The organism is Pseudomonadota bacterium, assembly GCA_018823285.1.
In the GTDB taxonomy this organism is placed as follows: Bacteria; Desulfobacterota; Desulfobulbia; order Desulfobulbales; family JAGXFP01; genus JAHJIQ01.
This window is the reverse complement of the sequence record JAHJIQ010000069.1, coordinates 1-5680: the sequence shown is the minus strand read 5'-3', so window position 1 is coordinate 5680 and position 5680 is coordinate 1. Positions and strand designations below refer to the sequence as shown.

Below are 5680 nucleotides of genomic sequence, written 5' to 3'. Positions count from 1 at the left end.
CTACGACGACATAGAGACGGACGGCTATCATATCTTCAGCCGCACCAGCGCCAGAACCAGCGGGTTCTATCCGAATCGGTTTCCGGATTATCCGGGCGCCACACTCTCCGAACTGTCGGTCGGCGACCGGATCACCATCAGGGCCTTTTTCCCTGTCGGCCCGGGAAAACCGCCACGGGTTGACAGCGGCTGTATCGATCTGAAAATTGAACACATTGATGATGATCACCTTTTTGCGGCGATTCTGACCGAGCTTCCGAAGAACTTTGCCCTGAGCACCGGTGACAGTCTCGAAATATGGGAAGACGAAATCCTGTATTCATGACCAGTCACTCCGGAAAGATATTCGCCATCGGCGACCTGCACGGCTGCTTTGCCAAGCTGCAGAAACTGCTGTCCAGGATTCCTTATGAGCCCGGCCGCGACCGGCTGGTGTTCCTGGGCGACTACATCGACCGCGGGCCGGACACCGCGAAAGTTCTCGATCTGCTCTGCGAACTTAAAGAACAATCACCCGACCTGATCGCCCTCTTGGGCAACCATGAATATCTGCTCCTTGAATACCACCGCAGCGGCGACCCGGCCCTGCTCCCATATTTACGCAAGATGGGGATCGATTCCACCCTGAAGAGCTACGGCGTCCACACCGGTTTCAGCCTCCGGTCCCTGAGCTTCATGCCAGCCGCGCATCTCGACTTTCTTGAAAACCTGCGCCTCTACTGGGAAAGCGAGGAGTATATTTTCGCCCACGCCGGCCTCGAGCCGGGAGTGCCGCTGACCGAACAGGACGCGACCTCCTTCTGCGAGGCGCGGGACAGTTTTCTCTCCTCAACCGTTGATTTCGGCAAAAAGGTGATCTTCGGCCACACCGAATTCGAACTGCCCCTGGTCACCCCCAACAAGATCGGCATCGACACCGGCGCCGTCTACGGCAATATCCTCACCGCCGTGGAACTGCCCGGTGAACACTTTTATCACGCCTGATGCAGAGCGCTTCAGCGTTCAAATGTTTCAGCGGTTGAGCGGTTGAACGTTTGAGCGTTTCAACCCGAACCCACCGCGCGGGGAAATTCCTGCTCCGCAAAATCTCGACACGCCTCCAGGGTCGTTAGATTTTGCAGTCGGGCGGCAAACCGGTGCCCGAACAGAAGGTTTTTACTGAAGTACCAGGTAAACTCCTTGATCCGCCCCAGGGCCTGATGCTCCGGGAAGAATTCGGTGATCAGCCGCCACGCCTCCCGGTAGGTATCCCACAGAAACCCGGCGTTGATCTCCTGCTCCCGCCCCATCATTTCGGCAAAAAGCCAGGGCTTCTTGACCGCCGCCCGGCCGATCATCACCCCGTCGCAACCGGTCCGGTAAAACATGGCCAGACAATCCTCCCGGCTTTCGACATCGCCGTTGCCGATCACCGGCAACCGGGTCATGCTCTTGAGATGACCGATATACTCCCAGCGCGCCCGCCCTTTGAGTTTTTCGGTGGTGAGCCGGGGGTGGAGGGTGATCGCATCAATTCCGCAAGCCTCCAGCATGGCGGCCAGGTCTTTCAGGAAGGCGAGATCCGGCTCCCTTCCCAGCCTGATCTTGACGGTCAGCGGGCAGGAAACGGCAGGCCGCAGGCCGGTGAGGATCGCCCCGATCCGATCCAGATCGGAGAGAAGGTGCCCTCCCGACCCCCGCTGGGCGATTTTAGGGGCCGGACAGGCGAGGTTCAAATCAATGATCTCCGCCCCGTATCCGGCCAGGGCCTCTGCCCCGGCCACCGCCTCTTCCGGGTTCGGCGCCACGATCTGGTAGGCCATGGGACGCTCGACCTCATGCCGCTGCAGCCACAGGGAATTTCCCCGGACATCCTGCGGCAGGTGTCTGGCGCTCAGCATCTCGCTGAAAAAAAGACCGGGCCGGCCGAAGGAGGCGACCAGCCGCCGGAACGGCGAATGGCTCACCCCGGCCATCGGGGCGAGAACCAGAGGCGGATCGACGACGACCTTGCCGATATGGAAGGGGGCTGGAATGGCCAAGACGGTCCAGGATTGATTTGAGGTTACGACTGATCGTCAGCGATAAAAATATCTGATTACCGCTGAATTTCAGTGGTAATCAGCCAAAAAAATATGTCGAAGGATTCTACCCACTAATGGGAAAAATTGCCAAGTCTGAAACAATACCGGGCAAGCAGCGCAATGGCCGGGGGAAAAATGTCGTTGGCAGCCCCCCGAAACATTCAATATGTTGTATCACATGCCGAAGCGCCGGTATTTTGCAAGTATTTTTAAAAAAATACCCTTTGATTTCAGACATTTGACAAGACGAATGGGTCAAGTGGCACATTGTGGCAATTGACGCTGATGTTTCTTTTACCGGATACTTTATTGGACTGATTGACGGTCTCCATCGAGCCGGGATGGTGACACTCAAATATTCAATAACCTCGGGAGCCTCTATGAACAATAAAACCATGAACATCGGACAACGGATCGCATTGGGGTTCGGTGTAGTACTTGCATTGATATTAGCGCTCGGGATTATCACCGAATTCGGAGTTTCGGGGATTGTGGGCAATGCGGCACAGGTCATCGACGGCAATATGCTGGACAAAGATCTGGCCCAGAAAGAGATCGACCATCTGAACTGGGTCGCAAAGCTCAACTCCCTGCTGACCGACGACACGGTCACCACCCTCTCGGTCGAGACCGACGACCACCAGTGCGGCTTCGGCAAATGGCTGTACGGCGAAGGCCGCAAAAAAGCCGAACGGCTGGCGCCTGCCCTGACCCCCCTGTTCAAGGAAATTGAAGAGCCGCATCTGAAACTGCATCAGACCGCGATCAGCATCGGGAAAGCTTTCAAACCGGCCGATGTCACCCTCCCCGAGAAACTCGCCAACATTGAAAGCGCGCACCTGAACTGGTCGATCGGCATCCGTGACGCGATCATCAATTCCGGCAAGTCCCTGACCGTGCAGACCGACCCCGCGAAATGCGTCCTCGGCAAATGGCTGCTCGCCGACGCGACAAAAGCCGCATATGCCAACGGGAGCAAGGAATTCAGAGCAGCCTTTGACTCCATCCCCGACACCCATAACGAAATGCACCACTCGGCCATCGAGATCGGCGCCCTGCTTCAAGAAGGCAACAGGGAAATGGCTGCAAATCTTTTCCGGCAGAAGACCCTGCCGCTCCTGGCGGGGACCCTGAAGACCCTGAACACCCTCAAAGAGGAAGCCCTTCATGCCGTGAGCGGCATGAGCGAGGCGAAAAGAATCTATGCTGCCGAAACCCTGCCGGCGCTGTCAAATGTCCAGACGCTGCTGCATTCCATCCGGGCCACGGCCAGACAGACCGTGATCACCGATGAAAAAATGCTGGAGGCGGCAGGAGCCACCCGGCTGCAGTCCAGGTTCTTCGTGTTATCCGCCTTGCTCGTCGGAGTCCTGCTCGCCTTTTTCATCGGCCGGGGCATTGTCCGGGTCCTGAAAAATGTCGCCGGAGAGATGGGAGTCGGCGCCGGGCAGGTGAGTTCGGCCGCGGCCGAGATCTCCTCGACCAGCAATTCTCTGGCCGATGGCGCATCCCGGCAGGCCGCTTCCCTGGAGGAGACCTCCTCCTCCCTTGAGGAAATGGCGGCCATGACCAGGCAGAACGCAGACAGCGCCGGTCAGGCAGACCGGCTGATGCAGGAGGCCTCCAAAGTACTCACCGAGTCCAATGAATCAATGCGGAAACTGACCTTGTCCATGGAGGAGATCTCAAACGCCAGTGCCGAAACCCAGAAGATCGTCAAAACCATCGACGAGATCGCATTCCAGACCAATCTCCTGGCCCTGAACGCGGCTGTCGAAGCGGCCAGGGCCGGCGAGGCCGGAGCCGGATTCGCCGTGGTGGCCGACGAGGTCCGCAACCTCGCGATGCGGGCGGCGGAAGCCGCCAAAACCACCTCAAACCTCATCGAGAATACAGTCAAAAAGATCGATACCGGCTCCCTGCTGGTCTCGGAGACCAGCGCTTCATTCAATACGGCGATGGAATCGGCCGGCAAGGTGAAAAGCCTGGTCGCTGAAATCTCCACTTCGTCAGAGGAACAGTCCCAGGGGATCAGCCAGGTAAACAAGGCGATCAACGAAATCGACACCGTCACCCAGAACAATGCGGCAAACGCCGAAGAATCAGCCGCCGCCTCCGAAGAATTGAATGCCCAGGCCGAGATGATGAAATCGCTGGTCGACGAACTTCTTGTTCTGGTGGGCAGCAGCTTAAACGGTGCTGAGGGAAATGCGCCCCCGGGCCACCCGCACCACCAGGTTTCGAAGCACCAGGCACTGCCCATGTAGGGTGCTGTTTAGGGAAAGAGGGAGCCTGCTTTCCCGAAAACAGGCTCCAGGAAAGACTTCGCGATCAACCATGCGAGCTGCCGGGATCAAAAAAAGGCTCCTTTGAACTTACAGATCCAGAAAGGTGGTGTCGGTGTTCAGCACCTCGCACCCGTCCGCGGTCACCACCGCCATATTCTCCAGCCGCACCCCACCCCAGCCGGGGAGATAGATTCCAGGCTCGACCGTGACCACCATCCCGGGCTGCAATTTTTTCCGGTAGCGACCGGAAAGCGACGGCGCCTCGTGGACCGCAAGCCCTACCCCATGCCCCAGACCATGACCGAAATATTCTCCAAACCCGCCTTTTTCGATGATGTCCCGGGCAGCTTTGTCCACCACACTTCCGGTGACGCCACTCCGGATCGCCATGACTCCTGCCAGCTGGGCCTTTCTCACCAGGCGGAAGATCTGTTTTGTTTTTTCATCCGGCTCACCAAGAACTACCGTCCGGGTCATGTCGGAACAATACCCGTCCAGAACGAGCCCCATATCGATCACAATCGGCTCTCCCGCTTGTAACGGTCGGTCGCCTGGAACCGCATGGGGCTTCGCACCGTTTGGCCCACCGGCGACAATGGTTTCAAAGCTCGGCCGTTCGGCCCCTTTTTCCCGCATCAGGGTCTCGATCAGGATTGCCAGCTGCCGCTCGCTCATTCCTGGTCTGATCTTTTTGAACGCCTCCTGAAAAACGGCTTCATTCAAAGCGACCGAGGCGCGGATTTTCGCAAGCTCCCCATCATCTTTGACTTTGCGTTTTTTCTCGACCACCCCGGCCTGGGGCAGCAGCTCGATCTTGAGTTCATCTGATATTTTCTGCAGTTTTTCATACGAGCTGTACAGAAAATACTCGCTTTCGAAGGCAAGCTTCCGGACCCCCCTGCCCACCAGCAGAGTCTTCAACAATTCAAGGAGCCCTCGTTTGTAAATCAAAACGTCATAGACAAAAACCTCTTCTTCCGCCTGCAGCTGAAAACGGGAATCGGTCATCAGGACCGGCCGTCCGCTCCGGAAAATCAGGAGCGCGCCTGAACTCTCGCCGATGTTCAGGTCGCCGGGGGTGTATCCGCTCAGGTAACGGCGATTCTCCGGCTGGGTGACCAGCATCGCATCAATGTCCTGACGCCGGAGGATGTTTTTCAATCTCTGCAATCGCTTCATCGGCTTTCTATTCCCTGTCTCCGTCGATCAATCCACAATCCCCGGCAAGTTAAGCAGGAGCAACTCCCTGCAGAAGCCCCCCTCCTGTGGGAGCGGCCTTCTGTGGGAGCGGCCTCCCGGCCGCGAATGCCCAGGGTGGCAAACCACCCG

General features: G+C 57.7%; 5 protein-coding genes. 3 read left to right on the top strand and 2 right to left on the bottom strand.

The genetic code is table 11. The features are described from left to right. A partial coding sequence (locus tag KKG35_15380; GenBank protein MBU1739510.1) for a hypothetical protein occupies positions 1-325 on the top strand: 325 nt, incomplete at its 5' end. Continuing rightward, on the top strand, positions 322-984 hold the full coding sequence (locus KKG35_15375) for a serine/threonine protein phosphatase (GenBank protein MBU1739509.1): 663 nt from the start codon (positions 322-324) through the stop codon (positions 982-984). The genes KKG35_15380 and KKG35_15375, both read left to right, overlap by 4 nt. Before the next feature lie 59 nt (positions 985-1043). On the opposite strand, the gene KKG35_15370 is transcribed toward KKG35_15375, so the two are convergent. Next, complete coding sequence (locus KKG35_15370) at positions 1044-2021, bottom strand: tRNA-dihydrouridine synthase family protein (protein MBU1739508.1); 978 nt, start codon at positions 2019-2021, stop codon at positions 1044-1046. Between the two features lie 422 nt (positions 2022-2443). Here KKG35_15370 and KKG35_15365 point away from each other — a divergent pair, with 422 nt between their 5' ends. After that, entirely contained in the window at positions 2444-4330 is a 1887-nt protein-coding gene (locus tag KKG35_15365) for a CZB domain-containing protein (protein MBU1739507.1), read from the top strand. Between the two features lie 108 nt (positions 4331-4438). Here the strand turns inward: KKG35_15365 and KKG35_15360 are convergent, their stop codons facing one another. Further along, positions 4439-5530, bottom strand: coding sequence for a Xaa-Pro peptidase family protein (locus tag KKG35_15360; GenBank protein ID MBU1739506.1), 1092 nt, complete (start codon positions 5528-5530; stop codon positions 4439-4441). Between the last annotated feature and the right edge of the window lie 150 nt (positions 5531-5680).